Annotated in this window: 21 protein-coding genes and 1 pseudogene; 7 read left to right on the top strand and 15 right to left on the bottom strand. The window is 64.0% G+C overall.

Annotation, left to right across the window (positions count from 1 at the left end):
* Positions 1 to 4: 4 nt before the first annotated feature.
* Positions 5 to 1042 carry an IS481 family transposase gene (locus PG2T_RS14415; protein ID WP_418268524.1) on the top strand — a complete coding sequence of 346 codons (1038 nt, stop codon included), beginning with the start codon at positions 5 to 7 and terminating at the stop codon, positions 1040 to 1042.
* A gap of 378 nt (positions 1043 to 1420) precedes the next feature.
* On the opposite strand, the gene PG2T_RS15665 is transcribed toward PG2T_RS14415, so the two are convergent.
* Positions 1421 to 2737, bottom strand: a complete 1317-nt coding sequence (locus PG2T_RS15665) for an ATP-dependent nuclease (protein WP_083214972.1) — start codon at positions 2735 to 2737, stop codon at positions 1421 to 1423.
* Positions 2738 to 2814: 77 nt separating this feature from the next.
* Between PG2T_RS15665 and PG2T_RS14410 the strand changes: the two genes are divergently transcribed.
* Positions 2815 to 3840: an IS30 family transposase gene (locus PG2T_RS14410; RefSeq protein WP_068807041.1), complete on the top strand. Its 1026-nt coding sequence runs from the start codon at positions 2815 to 2817 to the stop codon at positions 3838 to 3840.
* A 149-nt stretch (positions 3841 to 3989) separates the two neighbouring features.
* Here PG2T_RS14410 and PG2T_RS16155 read toward each other — a convergent pair whose 3' ends face one another.
* Positions 3990 to 4685, bottom strand: coding sequence for a hypothetical protein (locus tag PG2T_RS16155; protein ID WP_145931109.1), 696 nt, complete (start codon positions 4683 to 4685; stop codon positions 3990 to 3992).
* 587 nt (positions 4686 to 5272) lie between these two features.
* On the opposite strand from PG2T_RS16155, the gene PG2T_RS14405 reads away from it, so the two are divergent.
* Positions 5273 to 7051 carry a SulP family inorganic anion transporter gene (locus tag PG2T_RS14405; protein ID WP_083214971.1) on the top strand — a complete coding sequence of 593 codons (1779 nt, stop codon included), beginning with the start codon at positions 5273 to 5275 and terminating at the stop codon, positions 7049 to 7051.
* A 242-nt stretch (positions 7052 to 7293) separates the two neighbouring features.
* Here PG2T_RS14405 and PG2T_RS14400 read toward each other — a convergent pair whose 3' ends face one another.
* The gene (locus PG2T_RS14400; RefSeq protein ID WP_068807034.1) at positions 7294 to 8763 is read right to left on the bottom strand and encodes a UbiD family decarboxylase; all 1470 of its coding nucleotides are present in this window, start codon (positions 8761 to 8763) and stop codon (positions 7294 to 7296) included.
* Between the two features lie 299 nt (positions 8764 to 9062).
* On the opposite strand from PG2T_RS14400, the gene PG2T_RS14395 reads away from it, so the two are divergent.
* Positions 9063 to 9884 (top strand): p-hydroxycinnamoyl CoA hydratase/lyase, encoded by an 822-nt coding sequence (locus PG2T_RS14395; protein WP_068807031.1) that lies wholly within the window; start codon positions 9063 to 9065, stop codon positions 9882 to 9884.
* A 215-nt stretch (positions 9885 to 10099) separates the two neighbouring features.
* Here PG2T_RS14395 and PG2T_RS14390 read toward each other — a convergent pair whose 3' ends face one another.
* The 6 genes from PG2T_RS14390 to edd form a co-directional block, all read right to left on the bottom strand.
* Positions 10100 to 10462 (bottom strand): hypothetical protein, encoded by a 363-nt coding sequence (locus PG2T_RS14390; RefSeq protein ID WP_068807028.1) that lies wholly within the window; start codon positions 10460 to 10462, stop codon positions 10100 to 10102.
* Positions 10459 to 11673 (bottom strand): aromatic ring-hydroxylating oxygenase subunit alpha, encoded by a 1215-nt coding sequence (locus PG2T_RS14385; RefSeq protein ID WP_068807025.1) that lies wholly within the window; start codon positions 11671 to 11673, stop codon positions 10459 to 10461. Before PG2T_RS14385 ends, PG2T_RS14390 begins: the two co-directional genes overlap by 4 nt.
* A 101-nt stretch (positions 11674 to 11774) precedes the next feature.
* The gene (gene bphD, locus PG2T_RS14380) at positions 11775 to 12632 is read right to left on the bottom strand and encodes a 2-hydroxy-6-oxo-6-phenylhexa-2,4-dienoate hydrolase (protein ID WP_068807022.1); all 858 of its coding nucleotides are present in this window, start codon (positions 12630 to 12632) and stop codon (positions 11775 to 11777) included.
* A 208-nt stretch (positions 12633 to 12840) separates the two neighbouring features.
* Entirely contained in the window at positions 12841 to 13587 is a 747-nt protein-coding gene (locus PG2T_RS14375; RefSeq protein ID WP_472382576.1) for a DODA-type extradiol aromatic ring-opening family dioxygenase, read from the bottom strand.
* Between the two features lie 312 nt (positions 13588 to 13899).
* Entirely contained in the window at positions 13900 to 14520 is a 621-nt protein-coding gene (locus PG2T_RS14370; protein WP_068807019.1) for a bifunctional 4-hydroxy-2-oxoglutarate aldolase/2-dehydro-3-deoxy-phosphogluconate aldolase, read from the bottom strand.
* Positions 14517 to 16385, bottom strand: coding sequence for a phosphogluconate dehydratase (gene edd, locus PG2T_RS14365; protein ID WP_068807016.1), 1869 nt, complete (start codon positions 16383 to 16385; stop codon positions 14517 to 14519). Before edd ends, PG2T_RS14370 begins: the two co-directional genes overlap by 4 nt.
* Positions 16386 to 16513: 128 nt before the next feature.
* On the opposite strand from edd, the gene zwf reads away from it, so the two are divergent.
* Together zwf and pgl are read left to right on the top strand one after the other, a co-directional pair.
* On the top strand, positions 16514 to 17977 hold the full coding sequence (gene zwf, locus PG2T_RS14360; RefSeq protein ID WP_068807013.1) for a glucose-6-phosphate dehydrogenase: 1464 nt from the start codon (positions 16514 to 16516) through the stop codon (positions 17975 to 17977).
* On the top strand, positions 17977 to 18675 hold the full coding sequence (gene pgl, locus PG2T_RS14355; protein ID WP_068807010.1) for a 6-phosphogluconolactonase: 699 nt from the start codon (positions 17977 to 17979) through the stop codon (positions 18673 to 18675). Before zwf ends, pgl begins: the two co-directional genes overlap by 1 nt.
* A 34-nt stretch (positions 18676 to 18709) precedes the next feature.
* On the opposite strand, the pseudogene PG2T_RS14350 reads toward pgl, so the two are convergent.
* Positions 18710 to 19075: pseudogene (locus PG2T_RS14350) on the bottom strand (SDR family NAD(P)-dependent oxidoreductase); the annotation flags it as partial.
* A 404-nt stretch (positions 19076 to 19479) separates the two neighbouring features.
* Positions 19480 to 20214: a hypothetical protein gene (locus tag PG2T_RS16150; protein ID WP_145931108.1), complete on the bottom strand. Its 735-nt coding sequence runs from the start codon at positions 20212 to 20214 to the stop codon at positions 19480 to 19482.
* Positions 20215 to 20912: 698 nt separating this feature from the next.
* On the opposite strand from PG2T_RS16150, the gene PG2T_RS14345 reads away from it, so the two are divergent.
* Positions 20913 to 21896, top strand: coding sequence for an IS5 family transposase (locus tag PG2T_RS14345; RefSeq protein WP_068807007.1), 984 nt, complete (start codon positions 20913 to 20915; stop codon positions 21894 to 21896).
* Positions 21897 to 22272: 376 nt separating this feature from the next.
* Here PG2T_RS14345 and PG2T_RS14340 read toward each other — a convergent pair whose 3' ends face one another.
* From PG2T_RS14340 to PG2T_RS14325, 4 genes are read right to left on the bottom strand one after another with little or no spacing between them, the layout of a single operon-like run.
* Positions 22273 to 23043 (bottom strand): SDR family NAD(P)-dependent oxidoreductase, encoded by a 771-nt coding sequence (locus tag PG2T_RS14340; protein ID WP_068807004.1) that lies wholly within the window; start codon positions 23041 to 23043, stop codon positions 22273 to 22275.
* Positions 23044 to 23045: 2 nt separating this feature from the next.
* Positions 23046 to 23957, bottom strand: a complete 912-nt coding sequence (locus tag PG2T_RS14335) for a VOC family protein (protein WP_068807001.1) — start codon at positions 23955 to 23957, stop codon at positions 23046 to 23048.
* 29 nt (positions 23958 to 23986) lie between these two features.
* Positions 23987 to 24469 (bottom strand): aromatic-ring-hydroxylating dioxygenase subunit beta, encoded by a 483-nt coding sequence (locus tag PG2T_RS14330; protein ID WP_068806998.1) that lies wholly within the window; start codon positions 24467 to 24469, stop codon positions 23987 to 23989.
* Positions 24470 to 24503: 34 nt separating this feature from the next.
* The gene (locus tag PG2T_RS14325; protein ID WP_068806995.1) at positions 24504 to 25799 is read right to left on the bottom strand and encodes an aromatic ring-hydroxylating oxygenase subunit alpha; all 1296 of its coding nucleotides are present in this window, start codon (positions 25797 to 25799) and stop codon (positions 24504 to 24506) included.
* Between the last annotated feature and the right edge of the window lie 144 nt (positions 25800 to 25943).

Raw genomic sequence — 25943 nt, 5'->3', positions numbered from 1 at the left:
CCGCATGCTGATTGCACTGCACAAACAAGCCCGCACCACGCCCCACGTGCGGGCGCAGATCGCGGCCAGTGATGAGCCGGTGGCGGTGCTGGCCCGCCGCTTTGGCGTCACCGAGCCGACGATCTACAAATGGAAGCGGCGCCCGGATGTCTACGACCGGCCGCACACCGCGCACCGCCTGCAAACGACGTTGACCCCCGGCCAGGAGGCGATCGTGGTCTACCTGCGCCGGGCCCTGCTGCTGCCGCTGGACGACCTGCTGGCGGTGACGCGCGAGTTCCTGTGTCCGGACGTGTCCCGCTCCGGGCTGGACCGCTGCCTGCGCCGCCACGGCGTGGGCAACCTGCGCGCCCTGCGCCCGGCGCCGGACAAAGCGGTCAGCAAGACCTTCAAGACCTACGTGCCCGGCTTTGTGCACGTCGACGTGAAGTACCTGCCGCAGATGGCCGACGAGGACCGGCGCCGGTTCCTGTTCGTGGCCATCGATCGGGCCACCCGCTGGGTTTACGTGGCCCTGAAAGCCGACAAGAGCGCGCGCTCGGCGCGCGCCTTCCTCAGTGCCCTGGCCACGGCCTGCCCGGTGCGCATCACGCGCCTGCTCACCGACAACGGCACCGAGTTCACGGACCGGCTGTTCGGGAGCCGGGCGCGGGCCCCGACCGGGACGCATGAGTTCGATCGCCTGTGCCAGGAACTGGGCATCGAGCACCGTCTGACGCCCCCGCGCCACCCGCAGACCAATGGCATGGTCGAGCGCTTCAACGGGCGCATCGCGGACCTGCTGCGCACGCACCACTTCAGGTCCAGCGAGGACCTGGAGCAGACCCTGCACCGCTATGTCACGCTCTACAACCACCACTTGCCGCAGAAGGCACTGAACGCCCAGACTCCGGCTCAAGCGCTTCAGCACTGGTACGCTTCAAAACCGGAGCTGTTTCATCGAAGGCCAAATAATCGGCCGGGACGTGACACCTACACTCAGACCAAGACCGTGTGGCTCAGCACGGCGCGCGAACAGCCGGATCCGTTTGTCATGCGGTGAGCGGCGCGCAGAGCCGAGTTAACGATCGCGCGCCACCTGAAGGGTTTTGTAGCGAGCGGAGCCCTGGCCTGTGGGAGGCCCGCCCTCGGGCCGAATGCCTGAGCGTTGGTAGCCCGTATGCAGCGCAGCGCAATACGGGAAACCGGCTGCCTCATCACCCCGGATTCCGCTGCGCTCCATCCAGGCTACGCTTGCTCATTATTGGGAGACTCCGACGTTCGCAATTGAGGTTGCGTTTTTTTGCCGGCGTGTTGAATCGTGTTTGTGTGGCCCGTGGGGCAAACGGGCCAAGTCCGTGTATCTGCCAAATCCTAAAACCGCGTGGGCACGCTGTGCTTTGCCCACCCTTGCTCGCTGGAACGATGGGTTGGGCACCGCTTATTCAATGGCCACCGTAACTTTCGCGAGCAGTTTTATCTCCAATTCGCTCGGCAATGGAGTACTTGAGTCAAGCCCCTTGAGTATCTCGTCCTTCAGTGCATTTTTTGTCTTTGAAATACCGTTCAACGTGATGACGTCACCACTAATCGACAGCGCCTGCAATAGCGATTCTCCACACGAAAAGACACTCACTAAGAGCGAACTCGGGTAAACATATTCGATGCCGTTTTTTTCCCAGCGAACGACATTGTCCGTTGGCACGCCCATTTCCTGTAATTCTGCAACCAGTCCGGGTTGATGAACCTTATCAAGAACAACAAATAGTCGGCTACGGAACGGGCTCTTCATCAGGTCGCCAAATGCCTCACGAAGTCCGGCCACTTTCCTCTTAACGTCTCCCCCAGATGGAATTACTGTAATTCGGCGGCCCGGAAACTTTAGTTGAAGGACTCGCTCAATGTATTCATGATCGGTTTTGCCTTCGACTACGACGATCACCGAGGGAAAGAACATTGACTCAAGAGAGTTGCCAAGCAAGTTGAACTGGAGACGGTGGAAGTCAGAGATTGAATTTACCTGAGTCAGGCATATGTTCTTCCCGTTCTTTGAAATGATGAAGTTGTTGGAGATGTCATCTCTGCTAAGAAACAGGTGGGAATGCGTAGCGAGAAACACCCGATTGAGATGAGGAAAACACTTCTTTCGTTCCGCGGTGTCCTGTAGAAACGAGGAAAGCGCTTGCTGTACTTTTGGCCCAAGCCCTAACTCAGGTTCGTCGATCAGGATTGAGCTGTACCTATCATCCATGCAAATACCCAGGATAGTCATCAAGAGACGAGTGCCAGTACTTCCAACACTCAGATTTTGGCCATCCATATCGATGTAGCGATTACTCAACTCATTTTCTTCATCCACCTTTTTTAGCGAGAACGTTGATCCGATGAGCTGACTGCAAAGATCAAACAGCGCTGAGCGCTGTTTGTTACTAAGCCCGACGATTATGCCGTTGAGATCGAGAAAGTTCTGCTCGTAGTTGTATTGCTCTTGATGGAACTGGCTGTTGAACTGGTTTTCAAACTGATCCACCTGATTCGGATCGCGGATGCCCGTGCTGAAGTGATAGACGTGATAGAAGCGATTTGTCCCAACCATATAGGCGACGCGACCAAGAGTTTGCTTCAACCACTTGAGTACAAGGCTTTTGCCGGAATTGTTGGCTCCCGCAAGGACTGTGAGCGCTTTGTCTGCTCGCTGCGCCGAGAAATCCGCCAAACTAGGTTGAAAGACAAGATCGCCTTTAGAGATTGAACTCATGCGGGTTTGCTCCAGAAAATATTGAGGGGCGGTTTCAAGTTTGAAGTGCAACACCTCACCCGGAGTAAGGTGTTGCCATGGAAAAAAAACGTTCGTATACGCAACTGCGGCCTGAGGATCGGGTCGTCATGGCCGGCATGACACGGCTGGGGGCCAGTGTGCGGGCCATGGCCCGCACACTGGAGCGCTCGCCCTCCACGATCAGCCGCGAGTTGGCCCGCAACCACTCGCCCGACGCGGGCTACACCAGTGAAGCCGCCCACGGGCTGCGCACCGCACGGCGGGTCGCCGCCCGGCCACCGCGCAAGCTCAGTGCGCACTCCGTGTCCTGGGGCATCGTGCGCACCTTACTGGACTGGAAATGGTCCCCGCAGCAGATTGCCGCTACCCTCAAACGCGTCTACCCCAACGAGGCGCAACGCCACGTGTCCCACGAAACGATCTACACCGCGATCTACGCCCAGCCGCGTGGCGAACTGCGCCGCCAGCTGATCGCCTGCCTGCGCCACGGTCGCAGCACGCGCCTGCCGCGCACGCGCGGCGCCGATCGGCGCGGCCGGATTCCTGCGATGGTCAGCATTCACGTGCGTCCGCCCGAGGTCAACGACCGGGTGATGCCCGGCCACTGGGAGGGCGACTTCATCAAGGGCGCGGGCAACCAATCTTCGGTGGGCGTCTTGGTCGAGCGCACCAGCCGCTTGGTGCTGTTGGCCAAGATGAGTGATGCTACGGCGGCCTCGGCACTGGCAGGCTTTTCTGCCAAGCTGAATTCGATCGCCGCACCGCTGCGCCAGAGCCTTACCTATGACCAGGGCAAGGAGATGGCCAGACACGCCGAGCTGGCCGCGCAGACGGGCGTGAAGGTCTACTTCTGCGACCCCCACAGCCCGTGGCAGCGCGGCACCTGCGAGAACACCAACGGGCTGCTGCGCCAATACTTGCCCAAGGGCACTGACCTGTCGATCCACACGCAAGCCGAACTCGATGCCATCGCCGACAGCCTCAAGACCCGACCCCGGGCGATTCACGACTGGCAAACGCCGCTGCAGGTCTTCGCGCAGACCCTGGCCAATGCTCATCAACCTTCACCCAGCCTTCATTGAAAACTGTGTTGCACTTCGGATTTGAGAACGCCAGGTGATTGGAATCAGTGTTAGCTGGGTGCGGTGCCCAACGCCGTGCTAACCGGCCAAGGGCCGAGATGGTTTGGTTTGAACGTAACATGTCCCCGACGGACCGGTTGAGCACATAGTTAGACTGCACTTGCGAAAGCGGCAGCTCCGCCAATGAGTGCGCTAGCGATTGTAAGCGCAGCACCAAAATGCACAACATATCTTGCAGTGCGGAAGATCAATACGCTATACCAAATCTGTGCCAGGCATTCGTACGCGAAGTACTGATCCATCGGTTTAAGATTGTTCTTAGGGAAAACGTCATCTTTTGCTGAATTTACAATGGTTGTATGCGCAGCTCTGCTGAAGCGAAATAAGGGGACCAAGTTGTGAAAAAGCGGGAGATCAAAGAAATCATCCTGCACTGTTGGAACGGTGACATCAATCTCGTGAGAGCCTACGTTGAGGGTAATCTTTGGATTGTGCAACTCGACATGCTGAACGTCGCCACCAAACAAGCGTCGAGTCCCGCCGCGAAGAAGAAATGGCCAGCGACGCCACGCTTCCTGCTTCAGTATATCTCGAAATAGAATGTCCACATTGAGAGCGATGCGACTAGCATGATCACCAGTCCAGAGCGAACCGACCGTAGCAATTGCGGAGCCGAACGTGGCTAGGATTGCGGCACTGGAGAGAGAAACCATGAAATCTCGGTGGGCTGCGGGAATGGACAGAAGTGCATAAGCGATCCCAAATGCGGAAATGTAAAGAATCAATACAACAGTGTAATGCAGCGTAAGATAGTGGTTTGTCGGCCGCTTGCGATTTGCAGACATGGCAATAGGATTCTCTGTGCTGTCTAACGTAAGTTATCCGACATTTGTCGGAATAAATGTGTTATCAGACATGTCCGGTAATCTGGGCGTCATGCGCCAACCTTATGATTCATAAAGTTCACCCTATCCGATAAGCTGGACCTGCACATGAACACTTCTCCTGTCGATCCTTCGGCGTCCCGGTTGCCCGGTATGCTCGATCAGTTTCGAGATCGTATCCGGCTGAAGCCCTTCAGCCAGTGTACCGATCGCGCGTGCGCTCCGTGGGTGAAACGATACATCTACGTTCACGGCAAGCGCCACCCGACCACAGCCCGCGTAGGGCGCCATAACCGCAAGGCATGCGCCGTATGATGGCTCCATTCGGTGCAACGGGGCTGCGCCATATTGCACCTACGCACTGTAGGAGCCCGGCTCCGCCGGGCGATCATCGCGCAGCGCAGCTGCGCTCCTGCCAGGTCTTTCCAGGTGGCGGGCGCCGGGAAATCCAAGCCTGCCCTCGTGAACCTTGACCGGTCGTACGGGATACGCGGTGGTGTCACGCCGCAGGCCGACGAACAGACGCACCCCTTATTGCTGCGCAGGGAATGGCTGGCGGCGGATCCGGCGTGCAGCGATTACCATGCTTGCCCGCAATCGGGCGGGGTTCGCCCACAAGGAGAATCGTGAGTCGCTGGACACGCTGGCTGCCCGGACTGCAGACCCTGAGTCGTTACGAAACTGCGTGGCTGCCACACGATGTGATGGCGGGCCTGGTTTTGGCGACGATGCTGGTGCCGGTCGGGATCGCCTACGCGGTGGCCTCGGGCGTGCCGGGAATCTACGGGCTGTACGCCACGATCGTCCCGCTGCTGGTCTACGCGCTGTTCGGTCCAAGCCGCATTCTGGTGCTGGGGCCGGACTCGTCCCTCGCGCCGGTGATTCTGGCGGTCGTGTTGCCGCTGTCGGGCGGCGACCCGCTGCGCGCGGTGGCGCTGGCCAGCATGATGGCGGTGGTGTCCGGACTGGTGTGCATCCTGATCGGGGTGCTGCGCCTGGGTTTCGTCACCGAACTGCTGTCCAAGCCGATCCGCTACGGCTACATGAACGGCATCGCGCTGACGGTGCTGGTCAGCCAGCTACCCAAGCTGTTCGGCTTCTCGATCGACGGCGCCTGGCAGGTGCTCGATGTGGTGCTCATCGGTCAGGCGGTGCTGGACGGCAAAACCGACTGGACCACGTTCGCGGTGGGCGCCGGCACGCTCGGGACGATCCTGCTGCTGAAGCGATTCACGGCGGTTCCGGGGCTCCTGATCGCGGTCGTGGGCGCGACCGTCGCGGTCGGTGTGCTGGGTCTGGACCACGGCGGCGGCGTGAGCGTGCTCGGCCCACTGCCGCCGGGCCTGCCATCCTTGACCCTGCCGTGGATTCGCCTTGCCGACCTGAGTCAGGTTGTGATCGGTGGCTGCGCGGTTGCCATGGTGGCGTTCGCCGACACCAGCGTCCTGTCGCGGGCCTATGCCGCAAAGACCCACTCCAGGGTGGATCCGAACCAGGAGATGATCGGCCTGGGCGCCGCCAACCTGGCCGCCGGACTGTGCCAGGGATTCCCGATCAGCAGCAGTTCCTCGCGTACCCCGGTCGCCGAGGCCGCGGGCGCAAAGACCCAGCTCACCGGCGTAGTGGGCGCCGTGGCCGTCGCGTCGCTGCTGGTGCTGGCGCCGGACCTGCTGCGCCACCTGCCCCACAGCGCACTGGCAGCGGTGGTGATCGCCTCGGCCATCGGCCTGTTCGAATTTCGGGACCTGCGCCGCATCTTTCGCATCCAGCGCTGGGAGTTCTGGCTGTCGATCGCCTGCTTCGTCGGCGTCGCCGTGCTGGGGGTGATTCCGGGCATCGGCTTGGCGATCATCGTCGCGGTGATCGAGTTTCTGTGGGACGGCTGGCGGCCCTATCACGCGGTGTTGGGCCGGGTCGAGGGCATCCGCGGCTACCACGACATCAGGCGCTACCCGGACGCGCGGCTGATCCCCGGCCTGGTGCTGTTCCGCTGGGATGCACCGCTGTTCTTCGCAAACGCCGAGTTGTTCCACCAGCGGGTTCTGGAGGCGATTGCGCAATCGCCAACCCCGGTGCGCCAGATCATCGTGTCCGCCGAGCCGGTCACCAGCGTCGACGTGACGGCCGCGGACATGCTTGCCGAACTCGAACAGGCATTGCGCGAGTCGGGCATCGAACTGCGTTTCGCCGAAATGAAGGACCCGGTCAAGGACAAGCTGAAGCGCTTCGAGCTGTTCGAGCGCTTCGGTGCCGAGAACTTCTACCCCACGCTGGGCGCCGCGGTCGACGCGTATCTGCACGAGCACGCGGTGGACTGGAGACCCTGAACGGGGAGCGACTCAGCCCCCGCTCGATGGCAAGACGGGCCGGACATCCCTGCCCCGCCCGCCGTTTCAGAAGCCATGAGACCGCCTGGGGAAGCGCTGCATGAATCCATTGTTGATTCATGCAGCGCCCGCCATGGGGAGAAAACCTTGCAGGAGCGCAGCTTCGCTGCGCGATTGATCGCCCGGCATAGCCGGGCTCCTACAGTCCGATGATCGCCCGGCACAGCCGGGACCCATTCTTCCTATCGCTGCAAGCCCCAGCGCGCGAAGTTGGCCAGTACCTTGTCCTTCACGGCTTCCGGATAGGTGTTCTTGAAGGCCAGGCGGTGCGGCCGCTGCTCGGCCTTCCACTCGATCGGCCAGGTGCAGTCCAGCAGCACGTTGCCGCCACCGGCGCCCAGTTCGCGCAGCGGATGGCCAGCGATGTACGGCGTCAGCGGGCTGTTGATGTAGCCGGGGTGGATGTGGATGTCGCGCACCGGGTTGCACTTGGTGCACATGGCGTGGAACACCTCGCCCAGGTTCCAGGGATCGATGTCCTCGTCCACCACGATCACGTACGGGAAGTAGCTGGCGTTGCGGTCGGCCCAGCTGATGCTCGAAATCAATTGCGGGATGCCGGCGTGCGGCGTCTTGGTGGACACCACCACCGCGTGACAGCCGCTGAACTCCGGCACCGCCACGTCGATGATCGGCACGCCCTTGGTGCGCAGGGCTTCCTTGACGCTGGCGGCGACTTCCAGCACCCACATGACGGCGTCGTCCACCGGCACGCCAAGGCAGGTGGCCGGCAGGATGGGGTTGTTGCGGTAGGTCAGCGCCGTCAGGCGGAACACCGGCCGGGCGTTGGTGCCGGAAACGACGTAACCGGGGTATTCGCCGAACGGTCCTTCTTCCTTCTCATCGCCGGGGCTGACGGTGCCTTCCAGCACGATTTCGGCGTTCGCCGGCACGTACAGGTCCACCGTCTTGCACTTGACCAGCTTGACCGGCTCGCCGCGGATGCCGCCGACCACGTCCACTTCCGACACGCCGGGCGGCACGCTGGAGGACGCCACGATGTTGTGCATCGGATCGCCGCCAAAGAACATGGCGTATTCCATCACCTTGTCCGCGGCGCGGTATTTCTTGAGGATTTGCCCGCCCTGGTTCAGCGGACCCAGCCACAGGCCGGTGCTTTTCTTGTCGTGCTTCATGCCGCGGTAGGTGCCCCAGTTCACCCAGTCGGTGTCGAAGTCCTTGCACACGCCGATGTTCAGCGTACCGATGTACGGCCCACCGTCCTGCGGATGCAGCTTGGCCACCGGCAACAGGTCCAGATCGACGTCGTCGCCGAGCAGCACGTTCTCCTGGCAGCTGCCGGTCGGCACGATCACCGGCTTGATGCGCTTGCCGTGCAGGGCATCGGCGAACACGTCGGTCAGCACCGAATACGGCGTGTCCGGCGGCAGGCCGAAGGCGACCGCGATGCGTTCCTTGGTGGCGAACGGCCCGCCCAGCAGGCTCGATCCGGGCATGGCGCCTTTCAGATTGGTGAACCACTGCGCCGGGGACTGGCGCTCGTTGGCCAGGCGCATGATGGCGCCGGCCTCGGTCTGCGGGTCGATTTCGTCGGCGATTTTCACCAGGTGGCCGGTGCGCTCCAGCTCGTTGATCCAGGCGCGAAAGTCCATCAGGCCGGTGTGGGTGGGTTGGGTGGTGGTCTGGTCCATGTCTCTCCTCCGGGTGCTTGTAGGGTTCGGTTGGTTGGCATCCTCCATGGATCCAGAGCAGCGCTTCTTGCGTTGCTGGCCGCAAATTAACGGCCGGCCGGGGCCTGACACGTTCAGGCCCGACGTTGGTTCGTTATAGCCCTGCCCACGAGCGCGCACAAGCGGTTTTCGCCCTGCGAAGGCACTTAAACGAATGTTAAATTAGCGACGCGGTAGCGCATCTGGAAAACCGCGTGTGTCGCCGACGCCGGGGCGGCGCCGATCGCCCGCTTACCAACGACAAAACTGGAAGGAGAACCATGAGCACCTATCAGACCGTCCTGCTAGACATCCGGGACAACGCGGCCTACGTCACCTTCAACCGGCCGGAAAAGCGCAACTGCATGAGCCCCACGCTGCATGCGGAAATGTGCAAGGTGCTGGACGAGATCGAAAAGGCCCGCTGCAAGGTGATCGTGCTGACCGGTGCGGGCGACGCGTTTTGCGCCGGCATGGACCTCGAACAGTGCTTCCTCGAGCCCTTCGACAAACCCGAACTGATGGCCGAGATCAACACGAACGCGTTCGGCTGGTTCACGCGCATCAAGAAAATCTCCGCCGTCACCATCGGCAAGGTCAACGGCTGGTGCTTTGGCGGCGGCATGGCCCTGGCCGGTGTGCTGGACATCGTGATCGCCGCCGACGAGTCGACCTGGGGCCTGTCCGAAATCAACTTCGGCATCTTTCCCGGCGGCGGCACCACCTGGGCCTACGCCAACAACATGCCGTCGCGCAAGAAGGCGCTGTACTACGCCCTGACCGGCGAGACCTTCACCGGCAAGCGGGCGCACGACCTGGGCTACGCCACCAAATCCGTGCCGCTGGCGCAGCTGGACGCCGAGACCGACCGCGTGGTCAAGATGCTGACGCGCCTGGGCCGCGTCGTGCTCGGCAAGACCAAGGAGGTCTACGAGAAGGTGCTGGACATGGATTTCGAGGTCGCCATCGACTACGAAATGGCCAAGATGTGGGAACTGTCCCGCGAGACCAACGACGACTGGGTGCGCACGGCGCTGGTCTCGTTCAAGAAGCGCGAGTTCAAGCCCGGCCTGCAATCCTACGAGCTCAAGCGGGACGTCTGAGCGGCTCTGGCCAACGGCGCGGGGCGCGGACGCCCGGGCCTGCGGCGGGTCTCGGCGTCCGGCAACTGTGAATACCGTGTAGGAGCGCAGCTTCGCTGCGCGATATCGCCCGGCACAGCCGGGCTCCTACAGCGCGAGGATCGCCCGGCATAGCCGGGCTCCTACAGTTTTTCGATGGCTTATTGCGGCAGGTGCTGTGGGAAACGCTGGATATGTCAGGTGTTTTCCTGACTCAACAGCGCCTCGGCCCGCCCCGGAAACACCACCATGCTTTCGGGCGTGGTGGCGTGCGGTGGTCCGGGCTGGTGGAAGGCCTCCACGGCCATGGCCGATTCCATGAACGACAGCGCCAGGTACAGCAGCGGCTTTTGCTCGGCCGGCAATTCGGCCAGGGGCCATTGATCCAGATGCGCGGCGATGGCCGGCATTTCGCCTACCAGCGCCTTGTAAAGGCCAAGCAACTCGTCCATTGAGCCCGACAGACGGCGGCGCATGCGTGCGTCTTCGCTGGGCAGCGCAAAGGGCAGCCAGGATTCCAGGTGCGTGAACGGCTTTGGCAACGCGGTCGCGACGCTCATTTCGCCAGCTCCTTGCCGCAGCGGGCGGCGACCGTGTGGTACAGGTGGCGCACGGCGATTTCCTGGTCGGACAGGTTCATCTGCCGGATGGCGCCCGAGCGCAGCGAGCGGTGCGTGGCCTCGTTGGTGGCCAGGTCCTCGCGCGACAGGTCCCGCAGCACGATCTTGCTGTATTCCTGACTGATCATTTCCGAGGCCCGCTGCGGCATCGGGAAGTAATAGGCCAGCTCGTACACCGTCTTGTCGTGCGCCACCGGCCAGAAGGCGTCCACGTAATACCAGCCGGCGCCGACGTTGATGCGCGAGTAGGGAAAGATGATGTTCAGGTCGAAGCCCCAGTCGCGCACCTGCGCCTGCGCGGTACCGGGGAAAGCCTGCGCCGCACCGCCACCCTGCGTGAAGGTGGCGCCGAAACCGAAGGCCAGCTTCTCGGCTGGGCTGAGCTCGTGCGGCGCCAGGTGGACGGACACGGACTGGTTGCCGTTTTCCTGCAGCTTGATGCGCTGCACGGCCAGGTACGGGTCTTCCGGGCTGATGCACTGGCCCACCGACAGCTTGTGCACGAAGGCGCCGTGATAGGACTCCTGAAAGGCGTTCATGGTCACCTTCCAGTTGGCATTGACGGCGTAGCGATAGCGACCGGCCAGCACCATCTGCTCGAACGGAAACGGTTTCAGGTCCTGGTTGAACTCGGCCATGGCCAGCTCCAGCGTCTGCGCCGGACGCTTGGCCAGGTTCACGAAGATGAAGCCACGCCAGGTGTCCAGATGCACCGCCGGCAGGCCGAGCGCGGATTTGTCCAGGTTGTGGAAGCGCTGTTCGTCGGTGACGAAGGCCAGCCGGCCGCGGGTGTCGAAGGTCCAGCCGTGAAAGTTGCACTGGAATCCCTTACAGTGTCCGGCGCCCTCCTCCGCCACCTGGTTGCCGCGGTGCGTGCAGACGTTGTGGAAGGCCCGCAGTTTGCCGTCGTCGCCGCGCACCACCAGGATGGAGGCGCCCTGGGCTTCCAGGTAGCGCACGAAATAGTCGCCGGGCTTGGGCAGATCCTCCTCGCGCAGGATCAGGTTGACCCACATGCCGCGAAAGATGCGCTCGCGCTCCAGCTCGAAGAACGCCGGATCGACCGCCGTGCTGACCGGCACCGGCCCGGTGCCCAGCTGCGGATAACGTGGCGCAAACGGCCGCGGGTTGAGGTTGGCGGGACTGTTCATGGGCAAATCTCCTCCAGGAGACACTGCCGGGGCCGTCTGTCGCAGCCCCTGGCCGGGGCCGGGTGCTCCTGACCACCCGGCATTTTCAGATCATGGCGCCATCAGTTCGCCAGGAAGTCCAGCACCAGGCGGTTGAAGGCCGCGGCGTGCTCGAACTGCACCCAGTGCCCGCAGCGCGAGAACACGTGCAGCTGCGCGTCCTGCAGCAGGTTGATCAGCTTCAGGCCGTGGTCGAGCGGCACGAAGCGGTCATCGCGCCCCCAGGTGACCAGAGTGCGGTGCTTGATCGTCGGCACCCGATGGCTGACATCCCAGGCGGCCAAGGACGCGCGCTGAAAGCTGGTGACGAAGTTCTCCAGATGCCGCAGGTTGCCCTCGATGTTGGCCCAGCGGCCCTTGCGCAGGTCTTCGGTCAACGCGTTCTGGTCGAACACGAACACCTCGAGCATGGCGTTGAAGTTCTCCCAGGTCGGCTGGGCATACAGGCGCATCATCCGCTTGATGCCTTCCTGCGGGTTCGGCTGCACCAGGCTCGGCCCCAGGCCGCCCGGGCCCATGAGGATCAGCTTGTCCAGGCGGTCCGGGTATTCGAGCGCGAAGTTCAGCGCCGTGGCGCCGCCCATGGAGTTGCCGATCAGGTGCACCTTGCCGATTCCCAGGCCGTCAATCAGTCCCTTGACCGCCTGCGCGTTCAGCAGGCCGCGCTGCACGTCCGACACGATCTCGTCGGACTTACCGAAGCCCGGGCAGTCCGGCAGGATCACCCGGTACCCGGCGTCCACGAACGAGCCGATGTTGCGGTTGAAGTTGCTCCAGCCGGTGGCGCCTGGTCCGCCGCCGTGCAGCATGATGACCACGTCGCCCTGGCCGGCATCGTTGTAATGAATCTTGAAACCGCTGAGGTTGCCCTCGGTGACGGTGGCGGATTTGCTGGTGGACGCGTCGGTCAGGTCGGCCATGATCGTTCTCCTCGTTGCGAAAGCTGACAGTGGGCGATGGTCGGGCGGGGCGACGGCCGAGACACCGGCCGTGGCAAGCCGCCATGGACAGGCGGCGCCGCGTGCCGGTCGTTTTCTGCCGGCCCGCCCGGCAAGGATATTAGCGGAACCGGCAAAATGCCGCCCCGGGCTGGCTGGCGCTCGTTCCACCGCCCGGCGGGCCCGGCCTTCAGGCGCCGAAGGCGAAGGCCGACACGGTGGCGCCCAACACCCGGTCCTGAAACACCCGCCGGCCCGGATCGTCGCCGCCGGCCCCGGCGGCCACCATCAACGGCAGCAGGTGTTCCTCGCGCGGATGGCTGCTGCGTGCGGCCGGCGCCCGTTCCCAGTCGGCCAGCAGGCGGCTGCGCGCGGCCGGCTCAGCCGTGCAGGCATCGCCCAGCCAGCTGTCGAAGGCCAGCGAATCGCGCGCCGGGTCCGCGCCGCCCATCAGGCCGCGCATGTTGTGATAGCTCATGCCGCTGCCGACGATCAGCACGCCCTCGTCGCGCAGCGGTTCGAGCAAGGCACCCAGCGCCAGATGCGCGGCGGCGTCCAGGTTCGCGTGCAGGGACAGCTGCACGATCGGGACGTCGGCCTGTGGGTAAATGAGCAAGAACGGCACGAACACGCCGTGATCCAGGCCGCGCTCGGTCTCGGCGCGGGTCGGCACCCCGCCCGCTTGCAGCAACTCGCGCACCCGGGCCGCCAGTGCCGGATCACCCGGCGCCGGGTAGTTCAATTGATAGGTATGCGGCGGAAAACCGTAGTAGTCGAACAGCAGCGGCGGCCGGGCCTGGATGTTGACACTGACCACAGGCTCTTCCCAGTGACCCGAAATCAACAACACCGCCCGCGGCCGCTGGCCGAGCCCGGCGTCAATGCCGCGCAACCAGGCGGCCATGCGCTCCCAGGTGTCCGGCGGGTTCCAGTCCATGAAAAAGCACGGCCCACCGCCGTGCGGGATGTAGAGCGTGGGCAGTCGTGGCACGGGCAGGCTCCGCGTGAGGATTCCGGCCCACGATGATGCCTGCGCCGAGCGCGCCATGCAGCACTGTCGGGGCCGTCAGCCCTCGTGACGCGCCGACTGAATCCATCCCGGATTTTCCGGCGCCCGCCACCTGGAAAGACCGGGTAGGGGCGCAGCTTCGTTGTCCGATCATCGCCCGGCACAGCCGGGCTCCCACAGTTTTCCGATGGCTCCCCCGCTGACGCGCAGGCAGGCCTGCGCTGCGGCTTCAGCGTCTCCCTAGCGAAGTCTCGACGCGGCCTTGGCCAGCGCCGTGATGGCCGGCCAGTCTCCCGCCTGCACCAAGGCCTTGGGCGCCAGCCAGGAGCCGCCCACGCAGGCGACGTTCGGCAGCGCCAGGTACTGCGGCGCGCTGGCGGCGTCGATGCCGCCGGTCGGACAGAAGCTCATGTCCGCAAACGGTCCGTACAGGGCCTTGAGCATGGCCACGCCGCCGGCCACGGCGGCCGGGAACAGCTTGCAGGCGGTGAGCCCGGCGGCGCGGGCGGTCATCACGTCCGACGGCGTCATGGTGCCGGGCAGCAGCGGCAGGCCGGTTTGTCGGGCCGCCTCCAGCAGGCTGGCGGTCAGGCCCGGGCTGACGCCAAACACCGCCCCGGCGGCCTTGGAATCGGCCAGATCCTGCGGCGAGGTGAGCGTGCCGACGCCGACTACGGCATCCGGCACCGCCGCGCACATGGCGCGCACGGCATCCAGCGCCACCGGCGTGCGCAGGGTCACTTCCAGCACGCGGATGCCGCCGGCCACCAGTGCCCGCGCCAGCGGCACGGCGTGGGAAAGATCGTCGATCACCAGCACCGGCATGACCGGCCCGAGGCGCAGGATGTCAATCACGCTCATGCCCCCACCTCCACGGCCATGACCGGCGCGCCGACCGACGGCGGCGGACAGGCGGCTATGAATCCCCCGCCCTGCTCGGCGTTCACGGCCAGCGCGCGGGCGAACCCGAACAGCTCGCGCCCGCAACCCCAGTGCTCGCCATCGAGATCGGGAACCGCCGGCACGCGCGCCGCCCATTCGGCGTCCGCCACCAGCACCGTCAGCTCGCCGCGCTCGGCATCCACGCGCAGCAGATCGCCGTCGCGCACCCGCGCCAGCGGCCCGCCGGCCAGGCATTCCGGGCTCACGTGAATCGCCGCCGGCACCTTGCCCGAGGCCCCCGACATGCGCCCGTCGGTGACCAGCGCCACCTTGAAGCCGCGATCCTGCAGCACGCCCAGCGTGGGCGTGAGCTTGTGCAGCTCGGGCATGCCGTTGGCGCGCGGACCCTGAAAGCGCACCACGGCCACGAAGTCATGTTCCAGCTCGCCGCGCTTGAAGGCCGCCTGCAGGGCCTCCTGGGTATCGAACACCCGCGCCGGGGCCTGCACCGTGTGCTGCGCCGGTTTCAGGGCCGAGGTCTTGATGACGGCCCGGCCCAGCTTGCCGGTGAGCACCCGCAGCCCGCCGTCGGCGCTGAACGGATCGGCCAGCGGACGCAGGATGGTCATGTCGCCGCTGGTCGCGGGCGCATCGCGCCAAGCCAGTTGACCCTCAGCATCCAGGTAGGGCGCCTGCGCATAATCGGCAAGGTCCGAACCGGCCACGGTGCGGACCTCGCGGTGCAGCAGCTCGCCGCCAAGCAGCTCCCGCACCACGAAACCCATGCCACCGGCGGCGTGGAACTGATTCACGTCGGCGCTACCGTTCGGATAGACGCGCGCCAGCAGCGGCACCACGCCCGACAGCTCGGCCAGGTCGTCCCAGTCGACGACGATGCCGGCCGCCGCGGCGATGGCCGGCACATGCAGGGCGTGATTGGTAGAACCACCCGTGGCCAGCAGGCCGACCATGCCGTTGACGATCGAGCGCTCGTCCACCACCTCGTACAGCGGCGCCAGGTGTTCGCCGCGGGCAAGCTGCGCCGCACGCCGGCCGGCCTGCGCCGTCAGCGCATCGCGCAGCGGCGTGCCGGGATTCACGAAGGCGGTGCCCGGCAGGTGCAGGCCCATCAGCTCCATCAGCATCTGGTTGGTGTTGGCGGTGCCGTAGAAGGTGCAGGTGCCGGGCGCGTGGTAGGCGCGCGATTCGGCCTCCAGCAGCCCTTCGCGGCCGATCTTGCCCTCGGCGTACAGCTGACGGATTTTGGCCTTCTCGGCGTTGGGCAGGCCGGACGGCATCGGCCCGCCCGGCACGAAGATCACCGGCAGGTGGCCGAATGCCAGGGCGCCGATCAGCAGCCCCGGCACGATCTTGTCGCACACGCCCAGGCACAGCGCGCCATCGAACACGTTGTGCGACAGCGCCACGGCGGTGGCCAGGGCAATCGTGTCGCGCGAGAACAGCGACAGGTCCATGCCGGCCTCGCCCTGCGTGACGCCGTCGCACATGGCCGGCACGCCGCCAGCGAACTGCGCCACGGCGCCCATTTCCGCCGCTGCCTGCTTGAGGATGGCCGGGTAGGTTTCGAGCGGCTGGTGGGCCGACAGCATGTCGTTGTAGGCGGACACGATAGCGATGTTGACCGCCTCGCCGCCGGTCAGCGCGGCCTTTTCGGACGTGCCGGCTGCCGCGCAGGCATGCGCCAGGTTGGCGCAGGGCAAGCTCTTGCGCACCGGGCCGGCACGCCGCGCATGCGTCATGCGGGCAAGGTAGGCTTGCCGGGTCGGCTGGCTGCGGCGGCGGATGCGTTCGGTGACCGCCGCAATTACCGGGTGGATGGCCATGCGCAATCTCCTGTGGTGCGTGAGGCGCTGCAGCGCCCGAGCGAGCCGGCCCGGCAAGGGTTCTGGCATGAAAGCAGCAATCCCGATGCCAGACCTGTGAACCAGCCCGAGGGCCACGGAGCGCAATGATGAGTTCCCTGAAAGACTTTGACCTGATTTTCTTCGGCGCCACCGGCGACCTTGCCCTGCGCAAGCTGCTGCCGGCGCTGTATTACGCCTTTCGTGACAACAAGCGCCCGGTCGGCTGGCGCATTCTGGGCCTGGCCCGGCGCGGCCTGAGCCGTGACGAGTATCTGGGGCTGCTCGGCGACAACTGCCGCCAGTTCATCCCCGCCACCGATTTCGACGACGCCACCTGGGGCGAGTTCTGCGCCCGCATCGACTACCTGCCGGTGGACGGCACCAACCCGGACGGCTTTTCCGCCCTGCCGGCGTGGTTCCAGAACCGTGCCGATCGGGTGCGGGTGTTTTATCTTTCGACCGCCGCCCGGCTGTTCGGCCCGATCTGCGAAGGTCTGGCCCGGCACAACCTGGTCACGCCGCTGACCCGGGTGGTACTCGAAAAACCGCTCGGCCACGACTGCGCCAGCGCCGAGGCCATCAACGAGGCGGTCGGCAGCATCTTTCCGGAACAGCAGATATTCCGTATCGACCACTACCTGGGCAAGGAGCCGGTGCAGAACCTGCTGGCGCTGCGCTTTGGCAATTCCATCTTCGAGCCGCTGTGGAATCGCGGCTCGGTGCGCGACGTGCAGATCACCATCGCCGAGCAGGTCGGCGCCGAGGGCCGCGGCGAGTATTACGACCCGTCCGGCGCCATGCGCGACATGGTGCAAAGCCACATGCTGCAACTGCTGTGCATCGTGGCCATGGAGCCGCCGACCAGCATCAACGCCGACGCCGTGCGCGACGAAAAGCTCAAGGTGCTGCGCGCCCTGCGGCCGATCAACGCCGCCAACATCAAGGAAAAGACCGTGCGCGGTCAGTACCGGGCCGGCGCGGTGAGCGGCAAGCCGGTGCCCGGTTACCTGGACGAGCCGGGCATTCCGCCCGACAGTCGCACCGAAACCTACGTCGCCATCAAGGCCGAGGTCGACAACTGGCGCTGGTCCGGCGTGCCGTTCTTCCTGCGCACCGGCAAGCGGCTGCCCGAGCGCATGGCCGAGATCGTGGTCAACTTCCACCCGGTGCCGCATGCCATCCTGCCGCAGTCGGCATCGTCCGGCGAGGCCAACCGGCTGGTGATCCGCCTGCAGCCTGACGAGGGCGTGAAGCTGTTCCTGCTGGTCAAGGTGCCCGGCGAGGGCATGCGCGTAAAACCGGTGGCGCTGGACCTGGACTTTGCCGAGACCTTCAAGCACCGCCAGTGGGAGGCCTACGAGCGCCTGCTGATGGAAGTCATCCAGGGCAACCTGACGCTGTTCATGCGCCGCGACGAACTGGCCGCCGCCTGGCGCTGGGTCGATCCGATCCTGGAAGGCTGGCACGCGCTCGACGAACCGCCCAAACCCTATACCGCCGGCACCTGGGGCCCGGCCGCCGCCAGTGCACTGATCCTGCGCGATGGCCTGGCCTGGCGCGAAGAGGCCTGATGGCTGTCCAGGAACGCCAGTTTTCCTCGCCCTCAGAGGCCGCGGCCGCCCTGGCCGATGCAGTCAGCGCATCGCTGGCGACCGCACTCGCGGCGCGGGAACGCGCCAGCCTGGTGGTGTCCGGCGGGCGCAGCCCGATCGGCTTTTTTCAGTGTCTGTGCGATGCCGAACTCGACTGGTCGCAGGTATGGATCACGCTTGCCGACGAGCGCTGGGTGCCCGACGACCACCCGGACAGCAATGCCGCGCTGCTGCGCCAGCATCTGCTGCAAGGGGCTGCGGCAGCGGCCCATTTCGTGCCGCTGTGGAATGGCGCCGCGACGCCGGCGGCGGCCATTGCCGAACGCACCGCGGCCCTGGCGCAATTGCCGCAGCCGTTCGACAGCGTGGTCCTTGGCATGGGTGAGGACGGTCACACCGCGTCGCTGTTTCCTGGCGCGCCGGGCCTGGCCGCAGCGCTGGATCCCGCCGGCACGGCCCTGCTGGCGGCCATCGATCCGCCGGCCGCGCCGCATCCGCGGCTGAGCCTGACGCTCAAGGCCCTGCTCGGCTGTCGGCACATCCACCTGCCGCTGGCCGGTGCGTCCAAGCGGGCGGTTTATGCCCGCGCCCTGGCGCAGTGCGACCCGCTGCAGCTGCCGATAAGCGCGGTGCTGTGCCAGTCGGGCGTGCCGGTGACGGTCTATCTGGCTCCCTGAAACCTGCTCGTCATTTCGGCGCGGCAGCCGCCGATCACAGCATGGTGCTGCCGCCGTTGACGCTGATCACCTGCCCGGTCACGAACGATGCGGCCGGTGAGGCCAGAAAGCTCACCACCGAGGCCACTTCGCTCATCTCGCCCGGCCGTCCCTTGGGGATGACGCTGACGAACTTGTCGAACATCTGCGGGCAGGCCCGGATCAGTTCGTCCACCTGCTCGGTGCGCACGGCGCATGGGGCAACGGTGTTGAAGGTGATGTCCTGCGCCGCGAATTCGCGTGCCAGACCGGTGGTCAGGCCGTGCACGCCGCCCTTGGCGGCGTTGTAGGCGGCGTGGTCCCACAGGCCATTTCGCACCGAATCGGCACCGATGCTGACCACCCGCCCGTAGCCTTCGGCGGCCTGACCCAAGCGACCGGCGCCGGGGCAACCGGGCGCCGGTCGAACCATCGCGCCGTATTTGCGAATTGGCTTGGCGCCATGCCGGCCGCGGATTTGCCGCCGGCTTTGCGATCCGCGCGTTGCCGACCCGATGCGGATGCAGCGCGCCGTATGAAGGCCTATTCGGTGCAATGCGGCTTCGCCTTATTGCACCCTACGCTCGGTACGCCGACAAGTGAGACGCATCGTTCGCAATTGATGCCACACGGGCTTCGAGGATCCGGAAATCCATAGTCGTTTACGTCAAGACTATCTCTACCAGGCTGGGCGTCTGCGGCCAATGGCGGGGGATGCTCGAACTCGCCCGATAAAGAGCCCGCGCGGGCACACTGCGCTTCGTCCGCCTTCCGCTCGCCAACCCGTTAGAACCCACCCATCTTGAGTACTTCGCCCGTCGATTTCTTGATGATCTTCCAAGAGGAATCGCGCGATACGAACACTCCGAGTAGAGTTGTATTCTCTTTTACCGGATATAAGAAATCGGGGGATCGATGAAAACGACCCGTGACAAAGCACGGGCGTTGTAACTTCGTGGTGACTACAAATTGCATGTCATTGTGCAATTTGCGCGCCTCTTCTGGCCTAGCAGATAGCTGTATATTTTTTTTCCAAGATATTGGGTGAGCGAGATTCGTAGGAAGCAATAGAATCACCTCCTCACGCTCTATTACAGAAACGTCTTTTGAGACGCCAAACGTATTCTCAGCTTGAAAGGAGCCCATTTTTCTCTCTACCATCGCGATCTTTATCCCGAGAAATTTATCGAGTGATCGATCGAATAATCCAAGCACCGCGCTTAGTAAGTCAAACTCAAAAACACGCTTGTCGGCATCATATAAACCGACCGCTCCCCAAAATGCCACGAGGTTGATGGATTCACCCACCTTGACATTCATGGCCTTTTCAGTAGCTGGACAGAGTTTTTTTACAAAGTCGGCAGTACTTTCAAACCGGTCTTTCCCCATGGCGGAGAGAGGCTTCAATGCCGCGATGGTATCCGCTTCGCTCGCAAAAAGTGGCGTCACCCTCAAGGCTTCCATTTCCGCGGCCGCCCAAGTAGATGCGGGCATGACGCCCAATAGCATGACCAGAAACAATCTCAAATTAAACCAGCCGAGCAATAAATTTGTCTGTGGTATATACGGATGTCTGAAAACTTTGTACAGAATTGAATATGCGGAACCTAGATTCGGTAGACAGGACACTATCGAACAGACAGCACGGCGCTCTGGGCCGGCGACCGGCGGAAGCCAAACGAAAAATATACGCTTCATATTCTTAGCTCTAAGTTAAATTTATCGTTAATCAAGCGCGGCCTTGCCTTCCAATAACTGAACCAGCGCACACTCAATTGTCTCAAAGCTATTCGTGATGGGAATAATCGCGTAATAAGTCCGGATACTAGATGCCCCCCCGAACTTGAAACCTCGAATAGATTGGACCACTCCACTCTACAGCAAAGGCCTCATTGTGTGAATTTATTGTCCGTTCTCGGTTTGTAAGCTTCTGACGACATAAAAATTCGTTACCAAGTGCGTCTACCGCGAGGAGGCCAAGATCATTGATATCTAATCTCCCAAGCGGAACGGAAAATCCCAGTGCGGCAGTGCCCAAAGAAAAATCCAACTTGAGTAGCATCGTTCCAATCCCACCGGGCTTTGGAGCAGTACTCCACCTCCACAAGACTCCACTGGGCGCCCTTAGGGAAACGCTGATTTATTCCCTCCCGTTGGAGGCATGAGACCTTGGTCCTGAGACAATGTGACCTGGTCCGCAGCGGTGGTGAGCAGACGTCATGCAAACGAACTTTTCCGACCTCGAGTACGCCGGCAAGAAGAAGCAGACGCGCCGCGAGCGCTTCCTGGCGCAGCTGCAGGCGGTGACGCCGTGGGCGCAGCTGGAGGCGGCGCTGGCGCCGTTCTACCCGGCCGGCAAGGGCCCGGGCCGCCCGCCGCTGGGGCTGTCGCGCATGCTGCGCATGTACGTGGCGCAGCAGTGCTTTGGGCTGTCGGACGAGGGCATCGAGGACGCCGTGTACGACAGCCACGCCATCCGCTGCTTCATCGGCATCGACCTGGCCCGCGAGGCGGCGCCGGATGCGACCACGCTGCTGAAGTTCCGCCGCCTGCTGGAAGATCAGGGTCTGAGCCGGGTGATCTTCGAGACGATTCGCGATCACCTGGCCCGCCAGGGCCTGCTGCTGCGTGAGGGCACCCTCGTGGATGCGACGCTGATCGCCGCCCCGCCGTCGACCAAGAACCGCGACCGGGCGCGCGATCCGGACATGCATCAGGCCAAGAAGGGGAACCAGTGGCACTTTGGCATGAAGGCGCACATCGGGGTCGACCTGGACTCGGGGCTGGTGCACACGGTGCTGACCACGCCGGCCAACGTCAACGACGTGACCCAGGCGCACGCCCTGCTGCACGGGCAGGAAACGGACGCGCTGGGCGATGCCGGCTACCAGGGCGTAGCCAAGCGCCCGGAGAATCGGGACACGCCGGTCACCTGGCACGTGGCGCTGCGCCCGGGCGTGCGCCGGGCCCTGCCCGATGACGCGCTGGGCCGCCTGCAGGAACGGATCGAACAGGTCAAGGCGAGCCTGCGGGCCAAGGTCGAGCATCCGTTTCACATCATCAAGAACCTGTTCAAGCACCGCAAGGCGCGTTACCGGGGGCTGGCCAAGAACCAGGCGCAGCTGTTCACGCTGTTCGGCCTGGCCAACGTGGTGATTGCCGGCTGGCGCCTTCGGGCGCGGCACACCCTCCGTGCGTCCTGAGGGAGCCCAAAACCGGAATATCCGGCCAGAACACGCACATTGGCCCGATCCACACCCGAAAACGGGCCGTTTTTCCCCAGGGGCGGTCACGCGTCAGCGCCGTCATGTCCATAGCGCTGGTTTCGGGGGATTGATCAGCGTTTCCTTAGGTCGCCACGATCTGGGAAACCATCCTGATGCTCAGTGCCGCCGAGTGTGCGATATATCATCCGAAATGCGGCAAGTTGGTTATTACGGTCCAATATGGGCGTCACACTGATAACCCTCTGAATTGGGCTGCCAAATTTCCAAATGCAGCCTATAGTCTGGCGGTTTCAAGTTTGAAGTGCAACACCTCACCCGGAGTAAGGTGTTGCCATGGAAAAACAACTCTCCTTTACAACATCGTACTACCGCCATTAACGCTAATCACCTGCCCAGTAACAAACGATGCGGCGGTCGAGGCCAGAAAGCTCACCACCGAGGCCACTTCGCTCATCTCGCCGGGCCGGCCCTTGGGAATCACGCTGACGAACTTGTCGAACATCTGCGGGTAGGCCCGGATCAGTTCGTCCACCTGCTCGGTGCGCACCGCGCACGGCGCGACGGTGTTGAAGGTGATGTCCTGGGCCGCAAATTCCCGTGCCAGGCCGGTGGTCAGGCCGTGCACGCCGCCCTTGGCGGCGTTGTAGGCGGCGTGGTCCCACAGGCCATTTCGCACCGAATCGGCGCCAATGCTGACCACCCGCCCGTAGCCTTGCCGGAGCATGACCGGCAGCACCACGCGACAGGCCCACAGCACCGTCCACAGGTTGCGGTCGATGGTGGTGTGCAGGGTCTCCGGCGTGTGTTCCAGAAACGGCTTGATCACGCCACCACCGGCGTTGTTGACCAGGATGTCGATACGGCCGAATGCCGCCAGCGCGGCCTCGACCATGCCGTGGTTGGCCTGTTCAGTCGCCAGATCGGCCACATGGCAGGCGGTGCGCACACCGAACTCGCCACTGATCGCCGCGGCGGTGGCCTTCAGCGTGTCGCCGTCCATATCGGCCAGCAGCAGGTCGGCGCCTTCACGCGCCAGCTCGCGGGCGATGGCGCGGCCTATACCCTTTGCCGCGCCGCTGACGATGGCCGCGCGGCCCCCATGCAGGCCGGTTTGCAGGCCCATGCTCAGCCCTCGCTTGCCGGCTCGAAGCGCCCGGTGGAGGCAAAGCGCGGGTCGGGCACGTTGCCCCAGTAGTCGAGCGATTCGGGCCGCGCCTCCAGCACGCGCGCCTTGCGCGGGCGCTCTTCCGGAAACTCCTCCATGCCGTAGCTGTACTCCAGCGTCATGCCGTCCGGGTCCAGGAAATACAGAAAAATGCTGCCCGACGGCGGGTGCCGGCCCGGGCCGAACACGATCGGCACGTCGTGGCGCTTGACGCGCGTCAGGGCGCAGCCGATGTCGTCCATGTCGGTGACCATGAAGTTGACGTGGTTCAGCCCCGGCTCCTTGCGCGTGGCGGCGGCATTGCCGATGCCCAGGGAGTGGTGATACGGGTTCGGAAAACAGCGCATGAAGGCGATGAAGCCGTCCACGTTGTCCGAGATGCGGAAATTGAGCGTTTCCTTGAAGAATTTGACCGCTTCCGGCCAGCGGTCGACGTTGAGCACCACGTGCCCCAGGCGGGCGATCTTGGTGACGGTGGGCGTATAGGTGCTGCCGCGTTCGAGCTGGCCTTCGTAGAACTCGAAGGTCAGGCCGCTGAACGGCTCCTTGATGCGAATGGTGCGCTGCTGGCGCAGGGCGCGGCATTCCTCCGGTGACAGGGCGACCGGATTCAGGCCGACCTTTTGCAGGTGCTCGAACAGGCGGTCAAGCTCGTCGGGCTGCTCCATTTCCCAGCCGACTCGCTTCAGGCCCGGCTCGCCGCCCTGGTGCAGCACCACGTTGTGATGATCGGCGCTGCAGGCGAAGAAGGCCGGACCGCCTTCGACCTGCTCGTTCAGTTGCAGGCCGACCAGATCGCGGTAGAAGGGCACTGACCGCGACAGGTCGGTCACGTTAAGGGCGACGTAACCAAGTTTCTTGTAACGGAACATGGAGTTACTCCTCTTGTCTCAAGTCGTTATCAAAGAATCGCGCTGATCATGCCGTGTGGTCGCAGGCCGTCGATGTCCAGCATTACCCGCTTGCTGCGGATGCGCAGGCCGTCGGCGGTACGCGCCAGCTGGTGAATGGTGTGACAGACGAAGGTATCCAGGTTCTGCCGCTTGGCGCGGTAGACGATCTGGTTGCTGGCCACCGTCAGGCCGGCTTCGTCCTGTTCCAGGATGCGCACGTTGTGGATGGTGTGGCGCACCTTGGAATGCGGAAACTCCACGTGCGCGGTGCGCCGCGTCAGGCGCTTGGCGCGCTGCACCAGGCGGTGGTGGTCGTCGTTGATGATGAACAGGGCAGCGTTCTTGTCGGCATCCGGCAGGTCGGTTGGCGGCACCAGGTACTCGCCATCCTCGGTGAACAGCTCGGCCCACTCCATCGTCTTCCATTCGTCCAGCAGGGCCGCCTCGTGGTACAGAAAATCCTCCACCTCGGCCCGGGTCAGCAGTGCCATCGTCGTGTTTCCTTGTGTTTGACCAGAACGCGCCTCAGCGGGCGGCGCCCATCAGTTCGTCCCAGCGAATCCAGAACGAGCGCATCTGCACCTCGTCGTCGCCCTGGTTGGCATCCGGCCGGTTCATGCCCTTGGAGATGTCGTTCCAGCCGACTTCCGGCATGTTCTGGTAGGCCTGCTGGCACAGTTCGAGCATTTCCACGTCGTCCGGCGTGGCAAAGCCGGCCGGGCCCAGGAACTCGTTGAAGTTGTACTGGCGCCAGGCGCGCATTTCCGGGTGCTCGCCACGCGGCGCAAGCGACACCGCCGACACTTCCAGGTAACCGGGCGTGACCGGCTGGAAGCTGCGGATGGTCAGGCCCATGATGTCGTTGATGATCAGGTTCGGAAAAATCAGGATGTTGCGGTTCCAGTTGGCGATGCGGTCCGCCCGCTGCTCGCCCAGGCGCGCACTTAGCTCCGCCTTGACGCGGGCGATCTCCGCCCGGCCCGACTCGCCCCACTGCGGCACCCACTGCGCCACCGGCCGGCCCCACGGCGCCTGGTACTCGATGACCGCGTGGCCGTTGCCCAGGCTCTTGCCGCCGCCGCCGACGTCGTGCGGATCGAAGTCCTCGCGGAACACGCCGACCGTGGCGCGCAGGTAGTCGAAATAGGACGCGTGGGCGGTGATGGCGTGGTAGCCGTCGGCGCTGTTCTCGTACAGCAGCTTCCAGTTGGCACGCATGGAATACACCTGCTCGCCGGGAGTCACTTCCATGCCCAGCTCGCCCTGGTCGGCGACCAGATCGAGGTACTCGGCGGCGCCGGCAAGATAGGTCGTCAGGTCAACGGCGTTGGGGTCGAAATTCACGAACACGAAATCGCGATAGGCCTCGACCTTGGCCGGCGATATCAGGTCCTTGGCACCGTTGGCGAAAAAGTCGTCCGGAAAACCGCTGGCGCCCGGCTGCTCGACCATGCCGCCGCGGGTGTCGAAGGTCCAGCCGTGGTACGGGCAGGTCAGGCGCTTGGCGTTGCCCTGTTTCTCGCGGCACACCATGGCGCCGCGGTGGGTGCAGGTGTTGAAGTAGACCCTGGGCACGCCGTCCTCGCCACGCCACAGGAACAGCTGCCGGCCGCCGACCTTGCGCGCCACGAAATCGCCGGCTTTGGGGATTTCCGACGCATGGCCGACATACAGCCAGCAGCGGCCGAAAATCTCCTCCCGCTCCTTGTCGAGCACCGCCTGGTCCGTGAACGCCCAGCGCGGCACCAGAAATTCGCAGCGCTGCGGATCGATACGGATGAAATGCGTGCCGCCGAGACCGGATTCGAGGGGCTTGTTCATGAGGCACTCCGAGACAGGAAAAAGGGGCCGGGACTGGCCGATCGGCCGTTTACTTTACGCGTGAATGGACCATTTCTGGAAGGCGGTGCGGCGACGGCTTGACGCCAGGCAAGCTGGCGCGGGTTGCTAGAATCGGCCAGCCCG

The organism is Immundisolibacter cernigliae (genome assembly GCF_001697225.1).
Taxonomy (GTDB): domain Bacteria; phylum Pseudomonadota; class Gammaproteobacteria; order Immundisolibacterales; family Immundisolibacteraceae; genus Immundisolibacter; species Immundisolibacter cernigliae.
This window is presented reverse-complemented; position numbering and strand designations above follow the sequence as displayed.

What these genes read in the sequence shown, in the direction of transcription:
- PG2T_RS14415 (WP_418268524.1), top strand. Translation starts at nt 5, where the DNA reads ATGCTGATTGCACTGCACAAACAAGCCCGCACCACGCCCCACGTGCGG.
- PG2T_RS15665 (WP_083214972.1), bottom strand. Translation starts at nt 2,737, where the DNA reads ATGAGTTCAATCTCTAAAGGCGATCTTGTCTTTCAACCTAGTTTGGCG.
- PG2T_RS14410 (WP_068807041.1), top strand. Translation starts at nt 2,815, where the DNA reads ATGGAAAAAAAACGTTCGTATACGCAACTGCGGCCTGAGGATCGGGTC.
- PG2T_RS16155 (WP_145931109.1), bottom strand. Translation starts at nt 4,685, where the DNA reads ATGTCTGCAAATCGCAAGCGGCCGACAAACCACTATCTTACGCTGCAT.
- PG2T_RS14405 (WP_083214971.1), top strand. Translation starts at nt 5,273, where the DNA reads ATGGCTGGCGGCGGATCCGGCGTGCAGCGATTACCATGCTTGCCCGCA.
- PG2T_RS14400 (WP_068807034.1), bottom strand. Translation starts at nt 8,763, where the DNA reads ATGGACCAGACCACCACCCAACCCACCCACACCGGCCTGATGGACTTT.
- PG2T_RS14395 (WP_068807031.1), top strand. Translation starts at nt 9,063, where the DNA reads ATGAGCACCTATCAGACCGTCCTGCTAGACATCCGGGACAACGCGGCC.
- PG2T_RS14390 (WP_068807028.1), bottom strand. Translation starts at nt 10,462, where the DNA reads ATGAGCGTCGCGACCGCGTTGCCAAAGCCGTTCACGCACCTGGAATCC.
- PG2T_RS14385 (WP_068807025.1), bottom strand. Translation starts at nt 11,673, where the DNA reads ATGAACAGTCCCGCCAACCTCAACCCGCGGCCGTTTGCGCCACGTTAT.
- bphD (WP_068807022.1), bottom strand. Translation starts at nt 12,632, where the DNA reads ATGGCCGACCTGACCGACGCGTCCACCAGCAAATCCGCCACCGTCACC.
- PG2T_RS14375 (WP_472382576.1), bottom strand. Translation starts at nt 13,587, where the DNA reads ATGGACTGGAACCCGCCGGACACCTGGGAGCGCATGGCCGCCTGGTTG.
- PG2T_RS14370 (WP_068807019.1), bottom strand. Translation starts at nt 14,520, where the DNA reads ATGAGCGTGATTGACATCCTGCGCCTCGGGCCGGTCATGCCGGTGCTG.
- edd (WP_068807016.1), bottom strand. Translation starts at nt 16,385, where the DNA reads ATGGCCATCCACCCGGTAATTGCGGCGGTCACCGAACGCATCCGCCGC.
- zwf (WP_068807013.1), top strand. Translation starts at nt 16,514, where the DNA reads ATGAGTTCCCTGAAAGACTTTGACCTGATTTTCTTCGGCGCCACCGGC.
- pgl (WP_068807010.1), top strand. Translation starts at nt 17,977, where the DNA reads ATGGCTGTCCAGGAACGCCAGTTTTCCTCGCCCTCAGAGGCCGCGGCC.
- PG2T_RS14345 (WP_068807007.1), top strand. Translation starts at nt 20,913, where the DNA reads ATGCAAACGAACTTTTCCGACCTCGAGTACGCCGGCAAGAAGAAGCAG.
- PG2T_RS14340 (WP_068807004.1), bottom strand. Translation starts at nt 23,043, where the DNA reads ATGGGCCTGCAAACCGGCCTGCATGGGGGCCGCGCGGCCATCGTCAGC.
- PG2T_RS14335 (WP_068807001.1), bottom strand. Translation starts at nt 23,957, where the DNA reads ATGTTCCGTTACAAGAAACTTGGTTACGTCGCCCTTAACGTGACCGAC.
- PG2T_RS14330 (WP_068806998.1), bottom strand. Translation starts at nt 24,469, where the DNA reads ATGGCACTGCTGACCCGGGCCGAGGTGGAGGATTTTCTGTACCACGAG.
- PG2T_RS14325 (WP_068806995.1), bottom strand. Translation starts at nt 25,799, where the DNA reads ATGAACAAGCCCCTCGAATCCGGTCTCGGCGGCACGCATTTCATCCGT.